Source organism: Rhodopirellula sp. J20-39 (assembly GCF_057365095.1).
Genome location: NZ_CP195123.1, coordinates 2,731,212 through 2,755,136 on the forward strand (window position 1 = coordinate 2,731,212; position 23,925 = coordinate 2,755,136).

Here is a 23,925-nt window from a genome sequence, read left to right on the forward strand (position 1 = left end):
GACGAGCGATGGCTAGCCTCGGCAGCACAACCGAGGCAGCCCTGACGCCCATATCGGAACAATCACGACTGAAGAAGATTGATCCGCCAATCGGAGATCCTGAAGACCTAGCCTTGGTCGTCTGCAGGTACTTCCCCTTCAATCGTTTCATCCTCTTTGGGGGTGACGGGAGGCGTTTTGGCGGCCTTCTGTTGTTGCTGCTGTCGTTCTTCCTCACGTTCTTTTCGCTCGTTGGCGAGTGCCGAATTCGCTTTCGCGAGATCGTCTTGGCTGGCCTTGAGTTGCTTTCTCAATTCGGCATTCTTCGCCTGCATGTTCTTCCTGACATTGGCGAGTTGCTGCTGAAATTTCTTCTGTTGCTCCTGCGCGGCATCTTGCGTTTCTTGAGAAGCCTTCTCCGCCGCAGCGAGACTGGCCACCGCCGTGTCAGCTCGCTGAGTTTGAGCAGCCAACTTCGCTTTAGCGGATGCCAGCTCTTCTTTCATCGAAGCGATCGTTTGGTGGGCATCGTCGAGCTGCGACTCATTCTCGGCGAGTGATTCATTGGCGATGGCGACTTGTTCTCGCAAAGCAACCAACTCCGTTGTCAGAGCGACGTTCAGCTCACTTGGGTTATCAACACTCCCCATATCATGCGCGGACATGCCGCCCCTCGGCATGAAAGACTCTACCGGCGCCGAAGCACAGGTTGGCCGACTCGAACTAGAAGGACAGCAGGTGACTTTCTGAAAGCAGTTACCGGCGATTGCGGGGGACGCAAAAGAAATAGCCATGGCCAGCACGGCCGTCGTGCGCATCTTCATCATGGGAGGGATTCTCAAAGGCGGGGGTGGGGTGGGAGCGACGCAGCGGGCATCGCCCGACCGTCTCCTGCCATCCTAATTGCAGCAAATGCCGCTGCAGCGAAAACCGCCATCGAATTTGCCTTTGGCATTCCCGAAGCGAATCGGCTCCGCGGGAGCGTCGCCCTCCCGTGTTGAACTGGGGCCAGTTGCATCCCTGCCTCAAGACCGAGACCAGGGAGTGCGAGGCTCCTGCCGAGCAATGATCGGTGAATCGGTTTCGCGGGAGCGTCGCCTTCCGGTGTTGAACTGGGCCAGTTGCGTCCCTACCTGAAGACCGCAACAGGGGAGTGCGAGGCTCCTGCCGAGCAATAATTGTTGATTCGGCTCCGCGGGAGCGTCGCCCTCCCGTGTTGAACTGGGCCAGATGCGTCCCTGCCTCAAGACCGAGACCAGGGAGTGCGAGGCTCCCGCCGAGCAATAGTCGGTGATTCGGCTCCGCGGGAGCGTGCCTTCCCGTGTTGAACTGGGCCAAGTGCATCCCTGCCTCAAGACCGAAACCAGGGAGTGCGAGGCTCCTGCCGAGCAATGATCGTTGATTCGGCTCCGCGGGAGCGTCGCCCTCCCGTGTTGAACTGGGCCAAGTGCATCCCTGCCTGAAGACCGAAACCAGGGGAGTGCGAGGCTCCTGCCGAGCAATGATCGGTGAGTCAACTCCGCGGGAGCGTCGCCCTCCCGTGTTGAACTGGGCCAGTTGCATCCCTGCCTCAAGACCGAAACCAGGGAGTGCGAGGCTCCTGCCGAGCAATGATCGGTGAGTCAACTCCGCGGGAGCGTCGCCCTCCCGTGTTGAACTGGGCCAGGTGCATCCCTGCCTCAAGACCGAAACCAGGGAGTGCGAGGTTCCTGCCGAGCAATGATCGTTGATTCGGCTCCGCGGGAGCGTCGCCTTCCCATGTTGAACTGGGCTAGGTGCATCCCTGCCTCAAGACCGAAAACCGGGGAGTGCGAGGCTCCTGCCGAGCAATAATTGTTGAGTTAACTCTGCCGTTGAGATCCAAGAACGGTGCCATCCACCCAGCAGATGAGAGGATGAAGGCTATGTCGAAGGCCGAGGTCAAAGTGGTAGCCGCTCATGTTTTTCGCTGGTCGAACGCGCCAGACTCTTTGTCGGGAGGCGGGAGCCTGGGAACCAGGCAGGGGCGTGCGAAGAGCTTGTTGCTGGGGAGTCTAGATATGTAAAAAGCCTGACTGAAATTGCTTTCAGGCAGGCTTTGGGATGCATCGAAGTGGGCGATACAGAATTCGAATCTGTGACCTCTGCCGTGTGAAAATGCAAAATTGCCTATGAGTAAATCGATCTTTGCGCGATAAAAACCCGTTAATTACGTACTCAATCGAGTGTATCGCAGTGCAATAACCATTGCAACTAATGGCGATTAATGCGACACAAATCGGCCAGTTTTATCAAAAACGAGGGGGTTTTTAGGTAAGGAACATGAGTGCTAATCGCGCTAAGGCAAGACTCGCAGGCCGAGTGTCTTGAAGGCGGACATTTTCCGTCCCCGTGTGTCGATCATCCGGAGAGTAACCAAGCAGTGCACCTGAGTTGCCGCAGTCTAATCTTGGAACCGCTACCCGCCCATTCACGCTTATCTTCCGAGAGCACTCGCTAAACGTCCCAGCGACAGGCGACCAACTTCCCACCCTTCGCCACGCTGTGTTTCATGCAAGCATCGTTGGCCGCAATCGGCATCTTATCGGATCCAAATTACTACGGATGGTAAGGGTACCTGCCACTTACCTTGTCGCTCATTTCTTCGATAGAGAGGCCAGGAACACAATTGATCCGGCGTATGCACCCGGTCACAGAACGCACAAGCTCTCGAGCATCGTAAGTTGCTAGGCGGACATGGCTACCCACGGGGTACCCTGCAAGAGATGAACCAGTGGCCTTGCCCTTCTCTGCGCTGAGGGGCAAGTTACTTTGGGTGAAATTCCCAACCGACCTCAAAAGACGAATCAGTGAGACTAAAGCAGATGGGGCATTCTTAAGATGCGGGCGAAGCCGAAGGTTGGCGGTGCGACGAACCGGTCGATCCAGACATGTCACCCAACGATCCGCGCGGAGCGAGTTTGGACACTCGTATCGGCAAAGGCCGAGCAAAGAAAAAGAAACAGGACAAGGTCGACATTCCAACCGAGCGATTAGCTCCCAAGAGTTGCAACACCGGCAAAGGGTCGAATGACCCGGTGGTGCCCTGGCCCGATTATGTTTTCGTTGTCGATCCAGCTCCGATCATCGCTGCGGCCGAACGACTACAGCGAAAGGGTGGCCGCGAAGCGATGGCTTGTTGCCCAACAAGCTAAGACGCCGACGCTGCGGCCGAGTGGCTCGTCGATCGGCTCTCACGTCTCACGCCAGGGCTAGACGTGCCTACGGAAATCGCAAGCACCGGCGGTCAGCATCAGGTCAGCTTGCGGACGTCGTCGAATCACCTTAAACCATTGCGTTGCGAACATCCCGCTCTTTACCCCAATCGGAAGCATGAACGTTGTTGAACTCTGGCGTCTACTTCATCACCTGCGATTCTCTCAGCAGACAATTCGTCTAGGTCGGCCGATTCACCCACATCGCGTGACGACGAAATCAGCTTCGATCAGGCTGCCCGTTCCCGATCAAGGTGGAACGATTCTCTTCCGAAGCGGTCCGCACCTCCCAAAGAAGCGAAGCAAAAACTGGACGTCCTCTTCCATCTGGAAGATGGTCGGGATGAGGTCGAAGAAGCAAAATCTCAACCCGCTGCGTCAGCAACGCCTGCCGATTTCAGCCGCCCTCATCAGCGTACCGCTGGCACCATTCGCCACCACTGATTCAGAAGGGCTGCCCAACACGACAACCATCTATCGCGAACAGCAACAGGAGATTGTTCGCACGGGGAAGTAACCCGCGACGTTCAATGATTCAAAGCTGCATGATCAATCTGACGTACCCACAATCCTTCGAGACTGTTCGACGATCCAGCCCCGTTTGACGCCAACAGAACAACTTTATCCCTGGTGCTTGCGTACAAGACCGGCCGGATGGTCGTTCGCCCTTTCGGTTGGAAGATGGGGATCTGATGAAGCCGCTTGCCATCAATCGCATCGAAAACATCGATCGTCGTTTCCATGACGACGCTGACGGTTTCATCATCGATGAACGACAGCACGTAGTGAAATGGATCATACAAACGTGGCGCATCAGCATCGAACACAAGATCAGTGATCGAGCCGGACTGAAGATTCAAAAGCTTGATTGGTGTTGGCTTGCTTCCAGAGCCTTGATAGACGACCAGATCGTTGTGGACACCGATCGCCGTGTAGCCGGAGAGTACTGCCTTATCGATGGGACGAAACAGCTTGGTGGACAGATCAAACTCGGCGAGGCAGCGATTGCCCGTCTCGAAGCAATGACCGTAAAAGTAGATCGACTCCTGGTCAGCAGCGAACGCGATTGGTTTCATTTGATACTCGGACACCCTCCCTACCACGAGCGACTGTCCCGTTTGCGTATCGAACGCCTTTAATTGATTGGATTGCCGGCTCATTCGTGGCCTTCCGGGCACCGGTTCCGATACACATTGCATGAACGCGACTTTGTTGCCTTCTTCAGTCCACACCACATTCCGCAGATTGACCCGGGATTTTTCAGGTATGGCGTCAATACGAAAAAGGGCGACACGATCGACCTTATTTCCATTCGCCTTTGACCAGCGATCGAGGACGACACTCGGTGCATCGTCCTCGCGATTGATCCGAAGAATGAACACGCACTCTGACGTCACGTGAACCCCCGCCAACCCGTCGGTTGAAATGCTCGCCACTCGCTTGTAGGCGAGATCCTCCATCCCGATTTCGTAAAGTCCCGATAGACCATCTTTGTTGACAATCGACCAAATACGCTTTCCATCTGGAGCGAGTGCCCAGCGATACGAGTGGCCCTGCATGAACTTCGCTCCGAGATGTTCGATGTCGGTCTCATTGCTCACGTCGTAGTTCATCGGCAGCTTGCCACCGGTATGCAGTTTGCCAATCGCATCCGTAGCCGCTACTCGCAAGTTGTTGTGTGAAGAGCTTGAAGCGAGAATCAGTTCCGGGATGGCGTCCTTTGCATCGGGGCCAATTTTACCCAATGTCTCTGCGACAGCCGCTGCGAACGTCCATCGATTGGGATGGTTTTTCAACGCATCGATCAAAGCTGGCACCGCATCGGCTGACGCCGGGCCCCAGTCACCCAGTAGCTTGACAGCACCGACCGGCGCGTCGAACGCCCCTGCATCCGATCGATGTCGTGCTGAACTATCTCCCAGAAAGGACGCAATCACCGGAACGTAAACATGTGCGTCCGGTCCAATCAGGCGAAGCCTTTCGTAGAGTACCTTTCGTTTGTCCTCATAGTTCAGGAGTAACGCAGAAACGATGGCTGTTCGGACAGATGGGTGTTGCTGATGATCGTCAACTTCGTCCAAAAGCAACTCAATCGTCGAGTCGGCATGAGAGACCTTTCCGTAGCCGGGACTTGGCAGGGCAAGTAACTTTGCCGCCTCGAGACGGACATTGAGACTCGAGTCTTGAAATGCTTTGCGAAGAAACCGATCGATTGCGTCCGCACGTCGCTGAGATTGATACCACTGACGTGTCTCGGGAACATCGCTTGATTCAGCAAAAGCGACTTCATTCACAAGCATCGCGATTGCCTGATCGACTGAACGTCCTACCTTTTTGCTGTGGCGTTTTTCCGAGCGGTCGTGAAAGAAATTGGGATGGGCCGCACCGTACTCCAATGACGTTGCGATGGTCATGCCTGGCTTGCTCACCACAAGAGCATCACCACTCTTTCGCAAGGAAGCGGTGGGGTTTTGATCCATCCATTCCTGCGAAGGTGTCATTCGGATCGTGACCGAAAGCGGCCCATGGACGTTGACGACTCCGGAACAGGGAACATTCGCTTCCTCAAAAACAGCTGTCCCAGATAGCGTCAGGTGTGGCCCCATCGCAAAGCCTTGATGGCGAAGATGTCTTGCATCCCGAAGCTCTACAAACTCTCCGAATCGTTGTCGAATTGGATGTTCGGGGGCAAGCTCCGTAAGCTGACGCCAAAACTCACTCGATACATCCTGAGCAACCACTGCGTCGTCATGCGACTGCCCGATTGCCGAGATTCTGCGAAAGTGCTGCGAGATGACATAACCACCCACCAAAACTGCGAAGGCAGAAGCGACAAGAATAGGCTTTCTCATGATCAAACCGGTGGAATATCAAAACGGCGGGAGTCGGAAGCATCCTCTCAAGAGCCCGCGTCTTGCTACGTGCAGCGCACTTTTAGTCGTTCGTTGCCGTCAGTCCATTTTCCCGATATCGTTTTCGGGACGAACGTGGCGAGTGTCATGAAGAAGCGTTGACCAAAAGTCGCGTGATCAGTGAACGGATCACCTCTTCGTTCAAATCCTCCAGATTGAAAACATCAAATGGCTGAGCGTGTCCGCCTCTGAACATCTCGACTGCCATTTGGTTTCCATTCGGTTGAAACACGATGCCGCCCCGCTGCTTCAGGCTGCTTGACCACGTCGACCACAGAGTGAGACCGATGCGGTGGCCGAGTGGCTCGTTGATCGACTCTCTCGTCTCACGCCGGGGCTAGAAGTACGCACGGAAATTGCAAGTACCGGTGCTCAGCATCTAGTCAGCTTGCGAACATCGTAGAATCACCTTAAACCATCGCGTTGCGAACATTCCGCTCGTCACCCAAATCGGAAGCATCAACGTTGACGAACTCTTGCGTCTACTTCATCACCTGCGAGTTCCTCGGTAGACGGTTCGTGAAAATCGGACGATCTACCGACATCGCAAGACGGCGAAATCAGCTTCAATCAGGCTGCCCGTTCCGGCTCAAAGTGGAACACAGCGAAGTGATGCCAGAGTCAGAAGCCGCTGTGAAAGAAAAACAGTGGCATGCGATGTTCAAGGAAATGCGAAAGCGATGCGAGTGGTTCCACACCGTCGCGAATGATGTCGACACCCAACTCATGTTTCACTGGTTCCCCTACGAGAACGACATCGAAGCGTTCGTCGAACGCCTGAAGATGCGAGACTCAACCACCAAGTTCGAAGAGGATGAAGCGGCACCCGATCATCAAGAACAACTCTTGTTTTGATGGTCACGAATACTCCGCAACAAATCTCAGCCTACTGGACTCGCCGACCCACCATCATCTCGATCGCCCGAATGCCGTTCTCAACCTTCGACGGGCGTCGGGTTGGTATGAACAAGCCGTGGCGATTCGCACGCCTCGCAGTCTCGATAGAAACAAAGCCCTTTCTTGCGAAGCTTCGCTTTGGTACCGCACAGCTCGCACTTTTGCGGCACGCTTTTCGTCTGGCTGCAAGCTCGGCACCGAAGATAGTAACCATGGCGACCGTAAAGAATCTCGACATCCGAAACGCCGCAAGCTTCGCAGTTCATCTTTGCATCCGATGGACCGGCGTCTGCAGTCGAAACAGGCTTGACCGCTCTCGTCTCGGCGGCTGGAGTCCTGGCAGCGACCGGCGGTGGGTTCGTTGTTCGCTGAGGTTTGCAGCGGCTTACCAAAAACTCGCGGATGGACGTCATTTCTTGATCCGTGAACGGGCCAACATGGTGATCCTCCATTCGCTTGGCTTCCTCCTTTCCCGCCTTCACAAACTTCACGAATCCCTTGATGCCTTGAGTCTCTTGGTGCGCGTTCGCTTTTTCAGTCAGTTCCGCGACCACTCGATCCGCCTTCATCAACTCAGGCGGACTGGCGCCATTGCGTTCGATCACGCCCTGATCCGAGATCGCCACGTAGACTTGGAAACGTTCATCGCCAAAGAAAGGCTGAACCGTACCCATCAGCTTCTTGGGACGCAGTGATTCCTTGGCATCGTTGAGTAGGCTCTGCAGAAGCCGGGCCTGCAATCGAGCCTGTTCGATCGGCGACCGCATCCCCGACCGACGTCCCCGTGAGTTGCGAACGAACTCCAGGTGTTCGTTCACTTCGACCGTGCCAGTGATGGACTTGCTTTCGACGATGGCAAACCCAAAGCGGTGCATCACCAGATGATCGATCTGGGCACGTTCGTCATTTCGTTCGAACGTGATGTCATTGAACACGAACACATCCGAAGCTTCAGCGAAGGCACGTCGCAGAAAGAAAGCCATCTGCTTTTCAGCTTCGAACCCAGCCTTCCCTCTCGAATCCTTGGGCTGTGGAGACTGTTTTTCTTGGATGATCACGGTGCACTCGCAGAAATTCAATTCGTTGAAACGGACATCAAACCGAGCAGACTAAAACCTCTCAATCGGTGTATCAATCCCGATTGAAAAGACAGCCGTCATCCGCAAGCACCAGCTCGGCATCCGCACGCGATCGTCACCAACCAACTCCATCGCCACGATCCAATTCAGTCCGAACGGGGTGACATATTGTCGCCACGGCGCAAGCCCGTGGATACCAAAACGAAAGCGAAAAAAGCCCTTAAGGGGCGACATGAGAGAGTGCCGGGATGCCGCATATGCGATCGAATCTCTCTCGCTCGGATATATAAACGACAAACACATTGGCTTTACATCGTATCCTTCGCTCGTGCTGGATAGCTCTAATCATCGAAGTTCACTCGCAGCGTGTCAGCCGATCAGGCGACCAGATTTCTTCGACGAGGGCACGCAGAAGATCTTGGCGTTCAGCTTGACTAGGCTTGTCAAATTTCGGAATCGGCTTGAACGGCAGGTTTGCCGAAGCCGAAAACTGAGCAAATTGTGGCTGGTGGCTGTAGACGTCTGAGTGCAAACTAGCCGCGTAAAAATTTTGTTTGCTGTAGTGCGGTAACTTTTGCTCGTAGGGTTTGTCTTGCAAACTGCGATTCACGTCAGCCGGAAGCAGCAAGAGCGAAGCGATGTGATTGCGGCACTCCTCGAATTCGTTCTCATTGTCGAAATCTTCTTCCACGGCGGGATAGTTGTTGGGAAGAATATGCTCGATATCGAACGGGTTCTTCACTTTCCGGTCGACAAGCTTGTCAAACGATTCCGTTCGACCAGAGCCTTGCTCGACGAACGCGGTCACGCGAGCGAGAATGTGATAAATGTAGCGACGACTGAACTGATTCAACCGCAGATCAGAAAGGCCCTTGCGGTAAGGACGTTGCTTATGCCCCTCGAATGAAACGTCATCATCTTCCAGTTTTTGCCGGAGGATGGCACGCAACTCGGGAAGTGACTTCCGACGAATGTCACGGCACAAAATGAACATCGTGTACGAGACGCTGGAATATCCAACCCGAACGTAATTGACAACACGACGCATCAACCAGATATCAAGATAGGTTGCCGTCGCCGCAAGCTTCAGCTGAATCGTCTCTTCGTCATCCGATAGTTCCAATGGCGCGAGCAAAACGGTGTTTTGCCACGTGAAATCGTTGTGTGCATTGTAGTACACCGACTCCAGCCCTTTTGTCAGCGTTTGGCTTGCGGCGAGTATCCGCAAGTATGCTTTCGAAAAAAACGGGAATGCCTCGGTGATGAAGCGTACATTATCCGCTTCGGAACCCAATTTGAGATCCTTGTGGTGCTCACGCACCCAACGATGAAACGCGTTGCCAATGAGCTCCCAGTCTTTGTCGCTCGCCCCAGCTTTTCGATCTCGAATGGACTCGGCGTGCTGTGCTCGGAGCCAAGCCTTGATGCAATTGATGTCACGCTCTGGTTCTTTCTCTTGCCCCCACGAGATCAGATTCAGAACGCTCTGCTTCCACACCTGATTCGAGGTCTGTCGCTTGTTCGAATCCTCGACTGGAGCTAGCAAATACGCCTTCAGCATGTCGACGGGACTGAGCGCCTTTCCCCGATCGTTCATTGTCTCGAAGATCGCGTAGGCGTAGCTGTCATTGTCGGTCGCAATTTCAATCAGACCGACCCTGGTCAGCAACCAATAAATGAAATGACTAATCCCCTCACCAAGCTCGTCGATGAATCCGTTCTGCTCGATGTCCGCATAGCGGGCATGCATGGTTTGAATCGATTCGTCCTTCCCATCCGGGCTGAATTCTTTGCCGTTGAACAACGCCTCGATGACTGGCAATCGTTCGGGAATATCCAGATTGAACTTCGGCTCGCCCAAGTTGTCGCTGAAGATCAAAGGCGCAATGGTTTGAAGCACTGGAAGTTTTTGCTCTTCTGCGATTCGGTACAAGCAGATCAACAACAATGTCAGCGACGTAACACGCTGTTGCCCATCGACCAAGTAGTTCTTGCCGTTCCGCTTTGACACAATGATTGAGCCCAGGAAGTACTCGCCATACTTGCTAACCTCTTTCGTTTCATGCTCAGGCTGATATGAATTGCTGAACTTGCCCAGCAAATCGGACAACAATTCGTCGATGTTCCCTTTTTCCCACTTGTACTCCCGCTGATACTCGTCGATGGAAAAAGATTGGCTCTGCAGCAATTGCTGAACCGTTCGATAGTGAGGTGTGATTGAGCTCATCTGTTGCAAATCGCGGTGTGACCGAGTGAATTAGAGTTGTTCGCTTGACCAGCCGTTGGCCAAGGCTTCGGCTTGTTTCATGATCAGCTCGATCGCGGCGGGGGCGTGGTCGGGTGGGTATTTGTATTTGCGTAGCAGGCGGCGGACGAGGTTGCGTAGCTTCGCTCGGACACTGTCGCGGACTTGCCAATCGACCGTGGTGCTGGCACGCAATTTCAGCGTGAGCTCCGTGGCAATCTTCTTGAGTGAGTCATCACCCAACTCTCGCACCGCACTTTCATTCGTTGAGAGTGCGTCGTAGAACGCGATTTCGTAATCGTTGAGTCCAAACGCCTCGTCGCGTTCTAAACGTGAGCGGTAGCTTCTCGAACTGAAACACGTGGAAGAATTGTTTCAGCAGCGAATCGGACGTGACGTAGTCGTAAATGGCATCACGGAATTCCTGCAGCTCCTTCTGCACGCTGCTGATGAAGATTTGCCGAGTCATAGCAAGCCTCCGCATTTGACTTCGTTTGGGTAGAGTCGTCGAAGTGCTCGGTTGTTTTGTTCCAAGCTGTGATGATCGGGATTGGCGACGACATGCAAGACATCATCGACGGCGGATTGCGGAAGATCAGGATTCAGTCGAGCCACCGCCTCGGCCAAGCGATCTTTCAAGACGACAACTCGGTGGTCATCCCGCTCCGGATCGTCTCCATCGGGCGAGATATCCACGCCGTTGTTGTAGTCCCAGGCCGACTCGCGGAACCAGTCGAGGGAAAGATTTTCGAGTTGGTCTTCGGTAATCATTTCCAGTAGTGTGTCTTTTGTCGCGATTTTGTAAGATGTATTGTTATTCGTCTTCCTCCAACTCCGTCGTATGCTCTTCAACGATTCGCACCGCGTCGCGATCGTAAGACTCCGCGACCCGTCGGAGTGTTGTCGCCAGACGATGGAATCCAGCGTCTTCCAGCTCCTCAGCTTGCGCACGATACTTGTCAGCTAAATCCCTTTCTGGCTTGCCCGTCGGGTCGACGAGATGCGCGCCCCGCGAGTTATAGATCGCCGTCGCAAATCCCCGTCGCATTTCTTCTGATTCGTCTGCGTTAAGAACTTCCGCGACGGCACAGTGGATCGTCAAACCGGTCGGGTCCGGTGGGCTATGAATGAGGACCTTGCCGGCATTCAAAAGCGCCACCTCAAGATGGCCGGAGTCGGATGCGGATTGCCTTACATCATCAATCCACTGCTTGAACGCAGGTCCAGAGAAATTGTCAAGTCTATCCGTTCCGGGGGGGGTGCGCCATTCGTGAAGAAGCCGCCACGCATTCGTCGCCAACGTCCGTTCTTCTTCAGACGGTTCTTCGTCGCTCGGTGTCACGTTCCTCGAGCGAAAGATCATGCGTATGAGTTCACAAAAGAACGCGGGATCGTTTGCAAGACGACTTTCAAGGTATCTAGGCGTCGCACCATGATGTCCGTCCAATAACGCAACGTATGCCCATTCAATTCTAAATAAGTCTTCCTCATTCGTTTCGGGGTCTTCCTGAAGAGACTTAATGACTTGAACGGCATGGTAGCCATCTCCTCTTGTGGGGTTGGATGAGACGGCATCAAGCAATGCTCTAACCGCCTGCTGCTTGTTCAGCCGCTCATTGTCGTGCGCCAGTTTTGCAAGGCAATCAATTGCTGCCCATGGCCGCTCGTGTTCAAGTAGATTCTCGATGGCCGTACATAAACTGCCTTCTGCTTGATAAGGATTGACTACCACCTTTTTCCAATACTCGGACGTATCATCCTTTAGCAACTGATCTACTCGCTGCCATGTATTGTTCACAAACGGAAGGATCGAAAGACTCCTGCCAATGTCTTCTTTCGACCAAGCCGACACGAAGGTCGCATCCACCCAAGCCCATCCCTTCTCCTGAAACCTGCCCCACACGAATCCGGCGGCTAGCCCAGAGTGCTTTTCATTGGACGCATTCAGCATCGACGGCAGCACCGAGGCATCGACATCTTCAACAGCAATGCGGCCGAGTGAAAAGCCAACCTGTTGAGGTGACTCCACACTTTCAGCAAAACGAACCGCGTGTTCGATTCCACCAACATCAAGAAGATTTTGCATGACCTTATGCCTACGCAATTCGAGCTGTTTCTTTTGTTCCTGCCAGTTCCCGCTCTCTTCGTACAGCTCCCAATCACGTCCGCAGAATAATCTCTGGTAGCGATTCGAAGGGTCCTTGGGTGCCAGTACAGCCGCAGCCGCTTCGATCTGTGAAACAAGATCATCTGGAAATGCCCAGTCAGCGTCCGAATAGCGTCGATGTTTCGAAGCCACTTCTACAAGCGCAGTCCACAAGCCGAGCCTCTCCTCTTCCAACTTACTTGTGATCTCATCTGACGAAATGTGGCCCAAAAGCCTCTCGCATGCTGGCCGTGGCAGATTGTCAAGATGCTCAATCAGCTGATTGAGCTTTGACATTTCGTTCTCAGCGATGCCGACGGCCATTTCAGCATAATTGCAGATTTGTTCCCAATGCTCTTCCTGTGTAGTGCCATCCTCCCAATCATCAGGAATGACTCGCCGCCAAATTGGTTTATGCGTGCCGCTGCTTGCAGAAACCTGACCAGGCAGCAGATTAAGGAGAAGTTTCCACGCGACCTCCGGAGATTCTTTACACAATGTCCGAACCGCGATCTTGCGCTTTTCAATAGACGCCGTAGTTTGAGGAAACCAAGGAAGGAAAATGTGTGTGAGCGAGCTGGCCGGTCGGTTGGCCCATTGCCCTCCAGGGTCTCGCTCCGCAAGCCGGGCGAGAACGACCGTCGCACGGACGATGTCCGTCTCACTCCAGGCGATAGACTCCAGGGCCCAAAGGAGACCTGTCACATAATTACGTCCGGTAATACCTTTACCTTCTTGGGAAAACAACTCATCGAATGGACATGGCTGTTGACGTAATGCAGCCTCAACAGCGCTCAGAAACTCCTCTGGTGATGTCTCGGCAAGGAGCGGAAGCAGATCGTTGATGCTTCCCCAAAATCGCCAGTCGGTATCCTGGAACAGTTCACGAATCACCTCTACAGCGATCGTGCGCGGCTTGTCTCGCGAGCAGTTCTCTAGGCACTCGGGGCGGCCTCCCACCAATGCAAGACTTTCGGCAAGTCCTTTTCGTTGGTAGCGAGAATGGGCAAGAACTTTTCCGTGGATGTTAGCTGTAAGTCTCTCGTTGGGATTTAAATCAAATTGGGGATCAATCTCTGGCAATACGGCCAGCGCGCATCTCTTAAACGCATCCAGATGGGCGTCAAATACGCTGGGGCCAAGAGCCTGCCAAAGGTCGCCACGTTGCCTGACTGACCACACACCATTTCCCAGACTTAACGGGCTATCTGGTAATTGCAGAACCTGCCGGATTTTCGACTGCCAGTCCTCAAATGGAACGTCAACCAGCCGCCGAGCGATTTCGATGTCCGTCTCCGAATTCTCGTCCCACGATCCCAATAGATTCGTGATAACCAGCGCGGAAGCAAACTCCGAAGTGTTCCAATTGTGGACTTTTCGTGGCGGCAGTGTATGCGATAGAGACTCAGGCATCTGTCGAACGGCGCGTTTCTCGAACGCAGATCGAAGATCATGTTGTACGGACTTGCAAGTAATCGTTCCTGCATTCTGATTGGCAAAAGCCACCTCCTGTACAATCAGCGCCCAGAGAGATGCCGCGTTTTTCGGTGAATACTGCCCGATCAACGAATGCAGGATCGCGTGCATTACGCCCGATCGGATGTCCAGATCGTATCCGAGCAAGTGGAAATGTCGCAGGAATTGAAAAATATCATCGTCCGTTATTGCCTCGCCTTTCGCCGAATCAAGATGTGACCGAAAAGCCTGAAGCTTCTTTCTTTTCGACGCACTGCTGAAATTCGTCGTCTCAACTTTCTCGATGAACTCTTGCGGGGATTCGGACGAGCGAGACCACTCAAGGAGCACGCGAACATCGGTGATATCCGTTGCGTTCAGAGGACCTGTTATAAGCGCAATCGCATCCTTTCCTGTGGTGAATATGCTCCCATTACTGAAGTCATTCCAAGCGCCTCGGATCACGTCGGCGAATACGGTATTGTTCTCGGTAATTGTAATTGAATGTTTAATCTGGCCGAGGATCTTCCGTTCCTCCGAATCACCTTCATCACCCGTAAAGACAATAAGGTCATCGGTGTGATAGCCAGCGTATTTCCCTTGCAGCTTGAGTTTCCGAATTGGCCGGCAAGGCAAACATGGTGCGAATCCTCCCGCAAGCATCAGGGCAACAAACGAAGCCTGGACCTGTACTTCGAAGTTTACGCCGCCACCGCCCGTGGAAAATGGGTTGCTGATTTGCTTGCCATCGCTTGCCATCATACCACTCCCTTGGCTTCGTACTCGTCTTCGGAGTAGTCACTTGGATCCAAGTAGTAGTCTTGGTCCGGGTTCCGTAAGTGCGCAGCGACTTCGCTTTGGCGAAGCTCAAACGCGTCCGAAACGTACTTCAGAAAAATCAGCCCCAGTACGGCATGCTTGTAAACAGCCGCGTCGAGGTTGGATCGAAGTTTGTCCGCTGCCGCCCAAAGTTTTTTGTCGAGATCTTTGAGGAACTTCTGGCCATCCGCCTCTGACATGGGCTTGATTCATTCAATGGATTGACGAACACGCATTGCCACATGACTCCCTCACGTGGTTGCAAACTGAAGCCCGCCATCCTATTGTGCCTGGGACCACCAAACAAGCAGGCAGGGGGTCTGCCATGCTCCGATAGGTGAGTTGACTGAATCGACACGACACACGTTTGAGGAACGCATGGATCGCTCTCCTTTCTTGAGTGTCGCCGAAAAGGATTGGATCGCGGCGAACGAGTTGGCGTTCGCGTTCCATGATCGTTTTCCGGTGACACGCGGCCATGCGCTGGTGGTGACTCGCCGGGTGGTGCCGACTTGGTTTGAGGCGTCGCCAGAAGAACAAGCCGCGCTGATGTGCTTGGTCAATGTGGTCAAGCAACGGCTGGACGAAACGCTGGATCCCAAGCCCACTGGATACAACGTCGGTTTCAACTGCGGCGAAACCGCTGGTCAAACCGTCATGCATGTTCACGTTCATGTGATCCCTCGCTATCTCGGCGATGTGCCGGATCCACGTGGCGGTGTTCGATACGTGATTCCCGAGAAAGCGAACTACCTGGTCGATGAGACACCGGCCCAGACAGCGCAAGCGGAGGCCGGGAATGCGACGAACGCTCCACGCTTGGAACTGTTGACCGGTTATCCGGATTCGACGTTGTGGGAACGACTCTCGGACCGGATGGCGGATGCGAGGAAAGTCGACGTGCTGGCTTCCTTTGTTCAGCCTTCCGGCCTCGCGGTGATCGAAGGTCGGCTGTTTGAAACGTTGCAGCGAGACGCCGCCGTTCGAATCCTGGTCAGCGATTACCTGTACATCTCGCATCCGAAAGCTTTGGCTCGGTTGCTCGCGTGGCAGGACACGGTTGGCGACGACGAAGCCTTGCGTGGTGACCTGCGGGCGCGGCTGGTGAAACATAAGTCGCTTTCGCGGGGACCAGATTCATTCCATCCCAAGGCGTGGCGAATCATGGATGACCACGGTTCGCTGGTGGCGGTTGGCAGCAGCAACTTGTCGAAGGCCGCATTGGAAACGGGTGTCGAATGGAATCTGATCTGTTCCAGCCGAGGACACGTTGGCGTGCCCGATGACTTTGTTCAGGCGTTTGATGAACTGTGGCAGTCCGCGGAACCGCTGACGGTTGATTTGGTGGAGCAGTACCGGCTGGATGCGAAAGCGTATCGCAAGGAGCACTTCGAACCCCAACGCATCGACCACACAACGATTCCTGAGCCTCGGCCTTGGCAGGCGGCGGCGCTAGAGTCTCTCGCCAAGCTGCGTGCCGAAGGTTTCGCCAAGGCGTTGATCTCAGTGGCCACCGGGATGGGGAAGACTTGGTTGGCTGCGTTTGATGTGCGGCAAGTCGGGGAGACACTCACGCGACGCCCACGAGTGCTGGTGATTGCACACCGCTCGCACATTTTGTCGCAAGCCGAAGGTGTTCTGTCCCAACTGCTGGACGACGCGTTCCAGGATGGCGATTCGCTGGCGACGCAAACGTCGTGGTACCGCGGCTCACGCAGCGAACTGGACGGTGAGTTGGTGGTTGCCTCGATTCAGAAACTCGCTCGCCCCGAGGGTCTGAAGCGTTTGGCGAACGAACATTTCGACTACGTGATCATCGATGAAGTTCACCACGCAGAAGCCCCCACATACCGCCGCGTGCTGGCAAAACTGGACGCAGATTTCGTCCTGGGTTTGACCGCGACTCCCGAACGCACCGATGGCGTCGATGTGGTCAGCATCTTCGACGACAACTTGGCCTATCACGCCTCCATCGGCACGGGCATCGAAGAGGGAGCGTTGGTTCCGTTCCACTACGTTGGCATTCGAGACACTGTGGACTTCGAACAAGTCCCGTGGCGCAACGGCCGGTTCGATCCCGATGAGCTGGAACAACGCGTCGCGACGAGCGAGCGGATGGAGCGACTGTGGCAAGCGGTCAACGAGCATCCCGGTGAGCGGACGATTGTTTTTTGTTGCTCTCGGCGTCACGCCGTGTTCGCACGTGATTGGCTGCGTTCGAAAGGCGTCCGCTCAGCAGCGGTCTTCTCAGGCGGAGGCGGTGACAGCTACGGCCAATCGCTGGCACAGTTGCGTGATGGCTCGCTGGAAGCCCTGTGCGTGGTCGACATGTTCAACGAGGGTCTGGATGTCCCGGCGGTGGATCGCGTCGTGATGCTGCGGCCCACGGAATCGAAGGTTGTCTTCCTTCAGCAGCTCGGCCGTGGTCTGCGCGCCAGCATGGGCAAAACACGTTTGCTGGTGATCGACTTCGTCGGCAACCACCGCTTGTTCGCTCAACGAATGCTCCACCTGCTGTCATTGGGAAACCACACGGCTCAGTGGGGTGATTTGCGGAAGTGGATTCAAGGGGCGTCCCCTGAGCTGCCCGAGGGTTGCTTGCTGGATGTTGAACTGGGAGCCAAGGATCTGCTGAAGCAATTCCTGCCCACGGGAGCCGCGGCCGGGGTCGAGGCGTATCGCGGGCTGCGTGATGAACTGGGGCGCCGCCCGGCTCCATCGGAATTGGTCGCTCGCGGGTACATCCCAGGAACGATCAGTCGCAGCGCAGGCAGCTGGTTTGCTTTCGCGGCTGAGGAAGGCGACTTGAACGACGAGGAACAGCAAACGCTTGGCTTGTTCGGAAATTGGTTCAAGACGGTCGAGACGACCAACCTGAACAAGTCGTACAAGATGGTCGTGCTTCGCGTGTTGCTGGATCAGTCATCGTTCTTTGATCCAGTCGACTTGCCGGAGTTTGCCAAACGTTGCCGGACTCACATGCTGGAACACCCCATTCTCCGGCGGGACCTGCTGGAGGGCAAGCACGCGATCGATCATCGCCACGCAAGTGACGCGGAGTGGATGACATGGTGGATCAAGTGGCCGATTGATCGATGGCTGGACAATCAAAACGGATCGCGATGGTTCAAGCGGACGGGCGACCAAATGCAGTTGGCAATCGATTGCCCAGCCGACCTGCGTGGTTCCCTGGAATCCATGACGGAAGAGTTGGTGGAAGGACGTTTGGCTCGGTACATCCAATCGAAACGCTTGGTGGAGTCGCCTGAGTCAACGCATTCGTTCACGGGAAAGGTCTCGCATGCGAATGGAAAGGCAATCGTGTTCATCCCAACGGTGGAGAAAGAACCGGGGCGACCGGTGGGCCCGACCGAAGTGCAGTTGCCCAGTGGTGATGTGTGGACGTTCAAGTTTGTAAAAGTCGCCTGCAACGTCGCGTACCCCAAGGATGAAAAGAAGAATCGGTTGCCGGAACTGCTTCGACAGTGGTTTGGGGATGACGCGGGGTTGCCGGGCACTGATTTTCGCGTGCAGTTCAAACGGCATGAGGGGCGTTGGCAGGTGGAGCCGGCCGGCGTCCAGAACGTGGCTGCTGCTGCAACCGAACGTCAAATCACAGAGCCGATTGCAGAACCGGAGGATCCGGCATGGGTGATCGAGCCGTCGGTCAAAGACTCTGCCAAGTATGCCAGCCACGTCCCGGTGGTCGATTTGGTTGCCGCGGCCGGAGGCTTCGGGCCGGAAGGTGTTCCCGAAGAGATTGGCTGGATCGAGGTTGCCGACCGCAAGCTATCACGAGGAATGTTCGCCGCACGGGTGATCGGTCACTCCATGGAGCCGCGAATCACCAGTGGAAGCCTGTGTTTGTTTCGTCCCTGCCCAGCCGGTTCGCGGCAGAACCGGTTGATACTTGTTCAGCTCAACACTCATGCAGATCCGGAGGACGGCGGACGCTACACGGTGAAGCGATACCACTCCACCAAACGCGTCGACGAAGACGGTTGGCAGCACCAAGCCATCGAGCTGCAGCCCCTCAACCCCGAGTACCAAGCAATCCAAATCGACGAAGAATCGGCGACGGACATTCGGGTGCTGGGTGAATTGGTCGAGATCTTGCACGAAGCCAAACCAGATGACGAGAGCCACTGATGACAAAGACGACTCTCGTGATCGTTCCGTGCGGCAGCAGCAAGGTTTGGTCAAAGAATCCATCGGCGGGGCCGACGATCGCTCGCGATGCTTACGTAGGATCGCCGTTCAAGGTCAATCGCCGGTACGCGGAATGTATCGGCGATCAATGGCTCATCCTCAGTGCGAAGCACGGTTTCATTGATCCGGACTTCGTCTTGCCAGGCCCCTACGAAGTCACTTTCAAACGCAAGTCTTCGGAACCGGTCGCATTTGAAGTTCTGAGACGACAAGTCGTTGAGCTGCGTCTCGATCAGTACAACGCCGTGATCGGGCTTGGCGGAAAGGAATACCGAGCAGCCGTTTCTGCTGCGTTCGACAGTACTAAAGTTGAGCCGACATTCCCATTCGCAGGCCTCCCAATCGGCAAAGCGATGCAAGCGACGAAAAATGCGACTGAGAATCTTATGGAGAAGAGTTGACCGGCTGTTTAGCCGAGTCAATTAATTCCGATGATCTCACGACATTGCGGGTAGTTGGTGCAGGCCCAGAAACGCTTGCCGGCGTGTTTGCCTTTGGCGGCTTTTCGCTGGACCATTGCGGTGTGGCATTTTGGGCAAGAAGGTGCGTTTGATTCCGGCGGCAATCGTGGTGGAGCTGATGGGGTGGATGCGGTGTTGGGAAGAACGCTCGCGATTTGCTGCTGGACTTCGGCGATCGGGTAGGTTCGGGCAGCTTTGATGTGCAGGATGGATAGGCCAGCGGCGGCGAGGGCTCCGTCGAGAAATGCGTCTCGCTCTTGACGGTCCTTGCGGTTGTAGCTGGCGTCGTCTAGCTCGATCGCCAGAACGGGCTAAAGTTGTTCGGTTCGCCTTACACGCCTCGTTTTCACGATTGGGCATACATGAAGAAGCGAGGACAGCTTGATCTCGTTTGGCACTCCGTTCCCGATGATGTGGATATTCTCATTACGCACGGTCCGCCAAAGGGTGTTTTGGATATCACGCACGACATCGAGTCAAAGGAACTCGTCCAGGTCGGCTGCGCTGCCCTGCGAAGACACATTGAAGAACGGATCAAGCCGAAGATTCACGCCTTCGGTCATTTGCATGACGAGAAAGGCATCAGCAACTACGGGATGTTCACTCGCGGTGCGACGCGGTACATCAACTGTTCATGCTGCAACCTCGCAGCGAAGTTGAAGAACAATGGCTTTGTTATTGAGTTGTAACCGAAAACGAAAAAACGCCCGCGGGGGATTGCTCCTCCGCGGGCGTCTCGGATTTCAGTTCGCCTTCCGGCTTACAGTTCGACGGACTCGACTTCGCGGACGAAGCGGGATGCGTCGTTTTCTAGGAACGATGAGACTACGTTGAACACGGCGTCACTGAAGCCGCCGATGTTCAAAATGCTTTTGTCGTCTCGCCCCGTTGCCGGCCCAGCTGCCTGGCTGGTTCCGTAGGGTTGGATGTCCAGGCAGACTAGCTTTGGATCGGTGATGCCGTGTCCACGCTGGGTCTTCTTGAACTTCTCCCATTGGGTCATCACTCCGGTTGAGCCGTTTTGGCCGTAGCCACTGTAACGATTGTTGTAGTGGGGACGTCCCGAAGTGATCCAGCTTTCGTTGTCGCTGACCAGCACGATGCCTGCGAAGGCTTGCTTCGCGTATCGCGTGTTGGCTTCAACGAATGGCAATGAGCAATCCGTTCCTCCGCCTCCGTACTTCGGCAAGCGTGCTGACAGTGACAGGATCGAATCACTTGGATCGACCTTGACCTTGTAAGCCTGCGTATCGAACCGTTTGGGTCGAGCGATTGGCTGAAGGTATCGAGCGGGCCCCGGAGGTGATCTGGCAGAATTACTTCGAGAAGATTCAACGATATACTCGGCGTCGACTGCGATACATGCCTCGGCGAGCAGCCGATAAGCAGGACGTAGCTCTGAGTGCCTTTCAGAGCTTCTTCGCCGCAGCGAAAAACGACCGCTTTCCCAAGCTCAAAGATCGCGACGATCTCTGGAAGATCCTAGTCACCATCACCGCCCGTAAAGCTTCCGCTTACCAGCGTAAACATTTTGCTGAGAAGAGAGGTGCCGGGAAGGTAAACGGCGAATCGGTCCTTCAGACAGACGATCGAGACGACGGTCGATTGCATCAATTTATCGGAGAAGAACCAATTCAAAGGCGACTGATGGTCGCTGCTATCCACTGAGCGGACTACTGACATGTAGCTGTGGAGCAGCCACGACACCCACCAGTTCCCAATCCAAGGGGCGGAAACACCACTACTACAAATGCGCTCGACAATCACACTGCGGCACGAAAACGGAATGCTCCACACCCTCGATCTCAGCCGAAGCATCGGAAGAGGCAGTGTTCGACCGAGTCACAAGCCTTGCCGTTGAAGCTGATCACCGCCAACGTGTGATTGACGTAGCCTACCGGACCTTGGATCAAGACAGTGAAAAGATTGGCTCGGACATCGAGACCGTTCGGACGAGGTTGACGACAGTTAAATCGGAGATCGGAAACCTCGTGACAGCCTTGAGTTCACCGAGCGGTCCTGGTCCACCTGCAGACGTAACCCGGGGCGGCCCATGCCTTCTGTGTGCTCTTCGGTGTTCAGTCGGGTGCGGCCGAGGCCGTGAGGATCGACAAAAGTGATGTACCGCTTCTTGCCGATGAACAGCCACAACAAGAAGTCTGGTTAGAAACCGCCCTACTCGAAGAAGCTGATGCCACGTCCTCAACTTTGGTTGCGGAGCACATGCCGCTCCTTGTCGGCAAGAAAACCATGCTCTTCCGCCTGGCACCAATCCCTCGAGTTGAACAGGAACAGTTTTTCGTGCAGTATTCAATACTGCCGCCATAATTGTGATCTGCAAGCCGCCGCGACTTTTGTAAGTCAGCGGTTGGTAGAGATGCCGGTTGAAGTTGAAAATCTCGAGATTGCTGGCCTTGTAGTACTCGTGCCAGCCGTCGGGCAACTTTGACTCAATCCGGCGGATGTCTACGATAAACTGTTCTTCGCTCTTTTCGGTCGCAGCGATGTATTCCACTCGTAGGTTTTGGAAGAACTGCTTGTTATGGCGAGGGTAACTGCAATGACAACGCATTCATGAAATCTTGACTCGAAACGGTCAGGACGAAGTTACAATTGACCCTGTATAGAGCCTATCACGCGACATTGGGTAACCTAACTGAGTTAAACGCTTATTACAACGGATCGTGACTGCGAATTCAAGGAGGCTATCTCTCGTCGACCTGATATGAATCAACCGTCTTCTGCGAAAAAGCGAAGGTGCGTTGTACGAATGGCACGGGCGTAAGCCTAAGCTGCTGTGGCGAAACGGTTTCGGTTCGGATTGCGCGGACAGGTCATCAGTCGGTAGTTCTTCCGCCGTCGCTTGAGTTCTCGTTTTTCTTGTCTACCGGGACGGTTGCCAACATTCAATTCGGAGATCACTTCAAGCAGGTTGTTCCATTGCTCTTCTCGTCGGCCTGACCTGAGCCGCATGGATGCGGCGAACTCTTCGATCGCCTGCATTGCTCCGGTGAAACTGAGGCGGGATGGACAGATATTAAATCGCAGCGCCGATGCCAAAATTGCGCATCGCACCAAGTTGTATCCGATCATATGGCAATGGATCTCTTTGCGAACCATCTGAGGAGTCTTGCAACGCAGATGCTCCATCTGCATTTGGGTTTTCAAACTGCGGATATGCAACTCAACATTCCAGCGTCGATGGTAAAGAGTTGCCAGTTCATCGGCTGCATAGATCCCGGCATCAATCAGCGTGGTAACCAGAGTGATCTCCCGGGTCCGAAAGCCTTGTTGCTCAACTTTGTATCTTAGGTGACGAACGAAAATTGCAGCGGGAAAGGTACGGTACTCGTCGTCATTCATCCACTTGGGTCGTTGCGGTTTTTGATAGAGAACAACTTGGTCAAGGTAACCTTGCTTGAATCCACGGTGGAAATCTACCTTACGTAAGTGATGCACACGTGCGACCAAATCAACGCCTCGCATCTCACTCGCAGCGAGTAACCAAAATCCGGCGTAGTAACGGTCCGCAAGGAGAATTCGCCCCGGCAAAATACGATGCAGAACGGTTCTGAGCAAAGAAGTCTCGCCAGTTTGCTTGCCCTTGTACGGACAGATCGCTGTGTGGTTAATCGCACCCGTTGCCATTGAGAACACACCGATCATCCGAGCGATCGGATATCCGCATCCCTTTTTTGGGTTCGTCAACTGTGGATAAGCTTTTTGGTTCGTCAACTGTGGGTAAGCTTTTTGATTCTGCCTGGTGTCGGCCATTGTGACCGTCCAGCCATCAACCATCTCTACGATTCGCCCACGGAATAACCATGTTTCACAGCTGACATCTTCGCATCGCTTGGATGTCCAAGCGAGCAGTCGCTCGAAGAGTTCCTCCGGCAAGCGACATCTTGCTTTGCAATAAGCTGTAGTTTCGCTGCTCACCCTCTGTAAGCCGCGAGCGACACGCCATGCGTTAAAGCGGGTGACGGCTTGCTGACAGCTATGGTCGGCCGAAAGCACCTGCGTAATAAACATCCAAACAACGATTGTTGGGGTGTACGTTCGGTCTCGAAACCGGTGCCCAATCTCGTCGCAGATTTGAGGGATTCCAGACTTGGGTAGAAGCAAATCGAAGCACAAGGATTTGACCGAGAGTAGTTTGCTTTGAACATCGTCTGATGAATTGATAGACTGATCTTTCACGGTGAAGTCTCCCTGGAAGAGTGATGTAGTTAAACACCATTTCAGCGGAGCTTCGCCGTGATTTCAAATGTTGACCGGTATTGAAATTGCTCACAACCATTGCGTGAGGTTTGCTAGCACTACCTGTGGGTATGTTGCCGACCGCTCTCCACTACATCTTGATTGGACCTGCTTACGCCCGTGCCATTCGTGCGTTGTACCTTAGCATCCGGTAGCCTCACGCAACCGGTTAATCTAGAAGTGCAAACCAAAACGGCAGCGCGCACATCCGAGGTAGTAGGATCCCATGC

Annotated in this window: 21 protein-coding genes and 1 pseudogene; 9 read left to right on the forward strand and 13 right to left on the reverse strand. The window is 54.5% G+C overall.

The genetic code is table 11. From position 1 onward, the window contains the following. Positions 1-107 precede the first annotated feature (107 nt). Positions 108-644, reverse strand: coding sequence for a hypothetical protein (locus tag ACR3ZL_RS09975; protein ID WP_473653276.1), 537 nt, complete (start codon positions 642-644; stop codon positions 108-110). 2,244 nt (positions 645-2,888) lie between these two features. On the opposite strand from ACR3ZL_RS09975, the gene ACR3ZL_RS09980 reads away from it, so the two are divergent. After that, positions 2,889-3,152 carry a hypothetical protein gene (locus tag ACR3ZL_RS09980; protein ID WP_473653275.1) on the forward strand — a complete coding sequence of 88 codons (264 nt, stop codon included), beginning with the start codon at positions 2,889-2,891 and terminating at the stop codon, positions 3,150-3,152. Positions 3,153-3,555: 403 nt separating this feature from the next. Beyond that, positions 3,556-3,729, forward strand: a complete 174-nt coding sequence (locus ACR3ZL_RS09985; protein WP_473653274.1) for a hypothetical protein — start codon at positions 3,556-3,558, stop codon at positions 3,727-3,729. A gap of 10 nt (positions 3,730-3,739) precedes the next feature. Here the strand turns inward: ACR3ZL_RS09985 and ACR3ZL_RS09990 are convergent, their stop codons facing one another. Next, positions 3,740-6,064: a HEAT repeat domain-containing protein gene (locus ACR3ZL_RS09990; RefSeq protein WP_473653273.1), complete on the reverse strand. Its 2,325-nt coding sequence runs from the start codon at positions 6,062-6,064 to the stop codon at positions 3,740-3,742. A gap of 525 nt (positions 6,065-6,589) precedes the next feature. On the opposite strand from ACR3ZL_RS09990, the gene ACR3ZL_RS09995 reads away from it, so the two are divergent. Further along, complete coding sequence (locus tag ACR3ZL_RS09995; RefSeq protein WP_473653272.1) at positions 6,590-6,979, forward strand: GIY-YIG nuclease family protein; 390 nt, start codon at positions 6,590-6,592, stop codon at positions 6,977-6,979. Between the two features lie 80 nt (positions 6,980-7,059). On the opposite strand, the gene ACR3ZL_RS10000 is transcribed toward ACR3ZL_RS09995, so the two are convergent. The 8 genes and pseudogenes from ACR3ZL_RS10000 to ACR3ZL_RS10035 all read right to left on the reverse strand — a co-directional run bounded on the left by ACR3ZL_RS10000 (position 7,060) and on the right by ACR3ZL_RS10035 (position 14,965). Next, positions 7,060-8,079 carry a nuclease-related domain-containing protein gene (locus ACR3ZL_RS10000; RefSeq protein ID WP_486173418.1) on the reverse strand — a complete coding sequence of 340 codons (1,020 nt, stop codon included), beginning with the start codon at positions 8,077-8,079 and terminating at the stop codon, positions 7,060-7,062. 51 nt (positions 8,080-8,130) lie between these two features. Continuing rightward, complete coding sequence (locus ACR3ZL_RS10005; protein ID WP_473653270.1) at positions 8,131-8,334, reverse strand: hypothetical protein; 204 nt, start codon at positions 8,332-8,334, stop codon at positions 8,131-8,133. Between the two features lie 121 nt (positions 8,335-8,455). Then, positions 8,456-10,327: a DUF262 domain-containing protein gene (locus tag ACR3ZL_RS10010; RefSeq protein WP_473653269.1), complete on the reverse strand. Its 1,872-nt coding sequence runs from the start codon at positions 10,325-10,327 to the stop codon at positions 8,456-8,458. 30 nt (positions 10,328-10,357) lie between these two features. After that, positions 10,358-10,696 (reverse strand): annotated as a pseudogene (locus ACR3ZL_RS10015) (type I restriction enzyme endonuclease domain-containing protein); the annotation flags it as partial. Next, a complete protein-coding gene (locus ACR3ZL_RS10020; RefSeq protein ID WP_473653268.1) occupies positions 10,605-10,814 on the reverse strand; it encodes a hypothetical protein in 210 nt (69 codons plus the stop codon). The gene ACR3ZL_RS10020 and the pseudogene ACR3ZL_RS10015, both read right to left, overlap by 92 nt. Continuing rightward, entirely contained in the window at positions 10,811-11,116 is a 306-nt protein-coding gene (locus ACR3ZL_RS10025) for a type I restriction endonuclease (protein ID WP_473653267.1), read from the reverse strand. The genes ACR3ZL_RS10020 and ACR3ZL_RS10025 overlap by 4 nt, the downstream gene beginning before the upstream one ends. Before the next feature lie 43 nt (positions 11,117-11,159). Continuing rightward, entirely contained in the window at positions 11,160-14,708 is a 3,549-nt protein-coding gene (locus ACR3ZL_RS10030; RefSeq protein ID WP_473653266.1) for a hypothetical protein, read from the reverse strand. Beyond that, positions 14,705-14,965 carry a type I restriction-modification system subunit M N-terminal domain-containing protein gene (locus ACR3ZL_RS10035; protein ID WP_473653265.1) on the reverse strand — a complete coding sequence of 87 codons (261 nt, stop codon included), beginning with the start codon at positions 14,963-14,965 and terminating at the stop codon, positions 14,705-14,707. Before ACR3ZL_RS10035 ends, ACR3ZL_RS10030 begins: the two co-directional genes overlap by 4 nt. A 178-nt stretch (positions 14,966-15,143) precedes the next feature. On the opposite strand from ACR3ZL_RS10035, the gene ACR3ZL_RS10040 reads away from it, so the two are divergent. Together ACR3ZL_RS10040 and ACR3ZL_RS10045 are read left to right on the forward strand one after the other, a co-directional pair. Beyond that, on the forward strand, positions 15,144-18,914 hold the full coding sequence (locus ACR3ZL_RS10040; protein ID WP_486173419.1) for a DEAD/DEAH box helicase family protein: 3,771 nt from the start codon (positions 15,144-15,146) through the stop codon (positions 18,912-18,914). Then, the gene (locus ACR3ZL_RS10045) at positions 18,914-19,375 is read left to right on the forward strand and encodes a DUF6884 domain-containing protein (RefSeq protein WP_473653263.1); all 462 of its coding nucleotides are present in this window, start codon (positions 18,914-18,916) and stop codon (positions 19,373-19,375) included. The genes ACR3ZL_RS10040 and ACR3ZL_RS10045 overlap by 1 nt, the downstream gene beginning before the upstream one ends. Positions 19,376-19,392: 17 nt before the next feature. Here ACR3ZL_RS10045 and ACR3ZL_RS10050 read toward each other — a convergent pair whose 3' ends face one another. Then, complete coding sequence (locus tag ACR3ZL_RS10050; RefSeq protein WP_486173576.1) at positions 19,393-19,740, reverse strand: DUF2726 domain-containing protein; 348 nt, start codon at positions 19,738-19,740, stop codon at positions 19,393-19,395. A 57-nt stretch (positions 19,741-19,797) separates the two neighbouring features. On the opposite strand from ACR3ZL_RS10050, the gene ACR3ZL_RS10055 reads away from it, so the two are divergent. Then, entirely contained in the window at positions 19,798-20,124 is a 327-nt protein-coding gene (locus tag ACR3ZL_RS10055) for a metallophosphoesterase family protein (protein ID WP_486173420.1), read from the forward strand. 71 nt (positions 20,125-20,195) lie between these two features. Here ACR3ZL_RS10055 and ACR3ZL_RS10060 read toward each other — a convergent pair whose 3' ends face one another. Further along, a complete protein-coding gene (locus ACR3ZL_RS10060; RefSeq protein WP_486173421.1) occupies positions 20,196-20,588 on the reverse strand; it encodes a hypothetical protein in 393 nt (130 codons plus the stop codon). Between the two features lie 149 nt (positions 20,589-20,737). Here ACR3ZL_RS10060 and ACR3ZL_RS10065 point away from each other — a divergent pair, with 149 nt between their 5' ends. Genes ACR3ZL_RS10065 through ACR3ZL_RS10075 form a run of 3 tightly spaced genes read left to right on the forward strand, consistent with a single transcriptional unit; the run spans position 20,738 to position 21,763 of the window. Further along, positions 20,738-21,103 (forward strand): ECF-type sigma factor, encoded by a 366-nt coding sequence (locus ACR3ZL_RS10065; protein ID WP_473653587.1) that lies wholly within the window; start codon positions 20,738-20,740, stop codon positions 21,101-21,103. Then, positions 21,100-21,555 carry a recombinase zinc ribbon domain-containing protein gene (locus ACR3ZL_RS10070; RefSeq protein ID WP_486173577.1) on the forward strand — a complete coding sequence of 152 codons (456 nt, stop codon included), beginning with the start codon at positions 21,100-21,102 and terminating at the stop codon, positions 21,553-21,555. The genes ACR3ZL_RS10065 and ACR3ZL_RS10070 overlap by 4 nt, the downstream gene beginning before the upstream one ends. Then, positions 21,536-21,763: a hypothetical protein gene (locus ACR3ZL_RS10075; RefSeq protein ID WP_486173422.1), complete on the forward strand. Its 228-nt coding sequence runs from the start codon at positions 21,536-21,538 to the stop codon at positions 21,761-21,763. The genes ACR3ZL_RS10070 and ACR3ZL_RS10075 overlap by 20 nt, the downstream gene beginning before the upstream one ends. A 459-nt stretch (positions 21,764-22,222) precedes the next feature. Here ACR3ZL_RS10075 and ACR3ZL_RS10080 read toward each other — a convergent pair whose 3' ends face one another. Beyond that, complete coding sequence (locus tag ACR3ZL_RS10080; protein WP_473653259.1) at positions 22,223-23,635, reverse strand: IS4 family transposase; 1,413 nt, start codon at positions 23,633-23,635, stop codon at positions 22,223-22,225. Positions 23,636-23,925 lie beyond the last annotated feature (290 nt).

Coding starts and splice junctions, on each gene's coding strand:
- ACR3ZL_RS09975 (WP_473653276.1), bottom strand. CDS start 644: ATGTCCGCGCATGATATGGGGAGTGTTGATAACCCAAGTGAGCTGAAC.
- ACR3ZL_RS09980 (WP_473653275.1), top strand. CDS start 2,889: ATGTCACCCAACGATCCGCGCGGAGCGAGTTTGGACACTCGTATCGGC.
- ACR3ZL_RS09985 (WP_473653274.1), top strand. CDS start 3,556: ATGAGGTCGAAGAAGCAAAATCTCAACCCGCTGCGTCAGCAACGCCTG.
- ACR3ZL_RS09990 (WP_473653273.1), bottom strand. CDS start 6,064: ATGAGAAAGCCTATTCTTGTCGCTTCTGCCTTCGCAGTTTTGGTGGGT.
- ACR3ZL_RS10005 (WP_473653270.1), bottom strand. CDS start 8,334: ATGTCGCCCCTTAAGGGCTTTTTTCGCTTTCGTTTTGGTATCCACGGG.
- ACR3ZL_RS10010 (WP_473653269.1), bottom strand. CDS start 10,327: ATGAGCTCAATCACACCTCACTATCGAACGGTTCAGCAATTGCTGCAG.
- ACR3ZL_RS10020 (WP_473653268.1), bottom strand. CDS start 10,814: ATGACTCGGCAAATCTTCATCAGCAGCGTGCAGAAGGAGCTGCAGGAA.
- ACR3ZL_RS10025 (WP_473653267.1), bottom strand. CDS start 11,116: ATGATTACCGAAGACCAACTCGAAAATCTTTCCCTCGACTGGTTCCGC.
- ACR3ZL_RS10030 (WP_473653266.1), bottom strand. CDS start 14,708: ATGATGGCAAGCGATGGCAAGCAAATCAGCAACCCATTTTCCACGGGC.
- ACR3ZL_RS10035 (WP_473653265.1), bottom strand. CDS start 14,965: ATGTCAGAGGCGGATGGCCAGAAGTTCCTCAAAGATCTCGACAAAAAA.
- ACR3ZL_RS10040 (WP_486173419.1), top strand. CDS start 15,144: ATGGATCGCTCTCCTTTCTTGAGTGTCGCCGAAAAGGATTGGATCGCG.
- ACR3ZL_RS10045 (WP_473653263.1), top strand. CDS start 18,914: ATGACAAAGACGACTCTCGTGATCGTTCCGTGCGGCAGCAGCAAGGTT.
- ACR3ZL_RS10055 (WP_486173420.1), top strand. CDS start 19,798: ATGAAGAAGCGAGGACAGCTTGATCTCGTTTGGCACTCCGTTCCCGAT.